Origin of the sequence: Streptomyces sp. NPDC005266 (assembly GCF_040607655.1) — a bacterium.
In the GTDB taxonomy this organism is placed as follows: domain Bacteria; phylum Actinomycetota; class Actinomycetes; order Streptomycetales; family Streptomycetaceae; genus Streptomyces.
The window spans coordinates 1-2,171 of the sequence record NZ_JBEXHC010000020.1 but is presented as its reverse complement, the minus strand read 5'-3'; the positions used below and the strand labels follow the sequence as shown (position 1 = coordinate 2,171).

Annotated in this window: 2 protein-coding genes; both read right to left on the bottom strand. The window is 74.3% G+C overall.

Going from position 1 to position 2,171, the window contains the following annotated elements; genetic code table 11:
• Positions 1-1,196, bottom strand: a 1,196-nt coding sequence (locus ABZU99_RS27430) for a hypothetical protein (protein ID WP_356047147.1), incomplete at its 3' end; no start/stop codon positions are given.
• Positions 1,193-1,840, bottom strand: coding sequence for a WhiB family transcriptional regulator (locus ABZU99_RS27425; protein WP_356047145.1), 648 nt, complete (start codon positions 1,838-1,840; stop codon positions 1,193-1,195). The genes ABZU99_RS27430 and ABZU99_RS27425, both read right to left, overlap by 4 nt.
• Positions 1,841-2,171 lie beyond the last annotated feature (331 nt).

The window sequence follows — 2,171 nt, the reverse complement described above, 5'->3', positions numbered from 1 at the left end:
GGTCCCCGGTCCCCGGTGGGCTCGGTCCCCGACTCGGCGCCCCTCGGTCCCCGGTGCGCTTCAGGGGCATGAGCAGGCACTTCGACCGCAGTGAGGTCGGTCCCCGCGCAGCCTTCGGGCGCTTCGTCGGGCTCCGGCCTGACGGCCTCGGTCCCCGTCCAGGTCTCCTCGTGACGGTCGTCGGTCCCCGCGTCACGGCTCCCAGCACCGGGGGCCGGTCCCCTTTCCTTGTACGGTCCCCGGTCCCGGATCGGCTCGGCGTCGGAGCGGGGACCGTCGATGGGGACCGGGGTGCTCTGGGCCTTCGGTGCGGGGACCGTGACGGTCATCTTGCTGTCGTGGTGCGGGGACCAGGGGGAGGGCAGGGGGACCGTGGCGAGCGCGAGTGCGTGCCGGCGGGCGGCGAGATGGGCGAGCAGTTCGGCGCGCTGCTCAGGGTCCGTGCCGACCGAGGCCCTGCCTATTGCCTTCGACAGCCGCCGCGTGAGTCGTCGGCCGCGCCAACTCTGTTGCTGCTCGGGGGTGCGTTCGGCGAGGCGGGCGGCGAGGGCGACGGCGCGGGCGGTGGCGCGGTCGCGGGTGATCTGCGCGGCGTCGCGGTCCCGTGCGGCGATGCCGAGGCGGGACAGCAGGCGTTCGCGCGCCTCCCGCCCGAGGGTGGCGATCAGGCCGTGGGATGCGGCTCCCGGGGTGCGCAGGCGCAGTTCTATGCCCATGGCGAGGTGCCAGAGCATCGCCGCCATGATCGGGCCGACGAAGGCGCGGACCGTGCCGCCGACGGGGCCGCTCTCGGCGTAGGCGGGGATCACCTGTACGCCGGTGATGACCCAGACCAGGGTGCCCGGCATCCCGGGCGCCCCCTGGGTGGCCAGGTTCTGCCTGGCCATCAGCGCGGTCGCGAAGAGCCCCAGTTCGGCGGCGGCGAACATACCGATCCGCTCGGCGGTGCCGGCCATGGCGAGGTAGTCGGCGGCGAACCGCCAGCTCGTTTCCGCGCTGTAGGCAGTGCAGCCGAGGGCCGCGACCGCGGCGGCCTTGACCGCCGGGCTGCCGAGACGCTTCCGCGGACGCCTTCCCCGCCGCCGGATCGCCCATCCGGTCAGGGCCAGGACCAGGGTGGAGACGGGGGCGCCGATGACGAGAAGCAGGGACAGGTCCGAGACGGCACCGAGGGACAGAACGGTGGGGTGGGTCATGCTGCCTTTCCGAGAGGGCCGTGCGCGGAGGTCGACGTCGCCGGACGGGACACCGGCTGCTTCGGGCAAGGTTTGGTGGTCGCGGGCCGGCTGTTTGCCGAGGCTGTCTGCTTCCCCTTCTTCTTGTACGGGTTCGGCGGCACGCCGAGGGTCAGGTCGCGGTCGAAGACCTTGTTGGCGACCTGTCGCAGAAGGTCACGGGCGTGCTTGACGCTGATCTGCAGGGCCGCAGCGAGCCGGTCGGGGCGCCAGCCCCGGACGTAGGCGTGGTCGATGACGGCCTGGCGCTCGGCTTCGGTCAGGTGCACGTCGCGGCCGTTGAAGAAGGCGATCACGCGGCTGTAGTCGAGGCGCTGGGGTAGTCCGTCGTGCCAGGGGCGTCGCTCGGCCTCGGTCAGCCCGCCCCAGATGCCCTCCTTCAGGACGTTCTCCAGGGCGAAGTTGAGGCAGTCGCGGCGGACCGGGCACGCGGCGCACAGCTCCTTCGCCTCGGCGATGGCCTCGTGGTCCCGGGGCAGCGGGAAGAAGGTGGCGTCGGCGTCCTCGGGGTTCATGCCGTGGCACACACCGCGGGTGTGCCAGCTGGTGTCGCCGATGCCGCGCAGGCCGGTGGCGGGCGCGTCGTGGGTGGTGATGTGGCGCAAGGTGGTCTCCGATGTGCTGCCGCGTCGGCCGGTCGGAGCCGGCAGGGGGAGGACGCGGCGTCGGTGCTGGCTGCGGCGCCGGGCGGGCGCCCAGCCGGAGCTGGACGGTGGCGTTGGGGCGGTGCGCCGGATGGGGTGCGCCGGCGGGATGGGCCTTCAGGCCATCGGGGGCTGCTGGACCTGTTGGGGCGCTTGCGCCTGCTGGGTGGCGGCGAGGTCGAGGCGGCCGGGGTGCGGGGTCGCGGGGGGGGGGGTGGCCGCGGGGCCCCCCCCCGGGGCGGATGGACCACGCCCGCCCGGGGGGGCCGGGAGGGGGGGGGGCCGAAAGCAG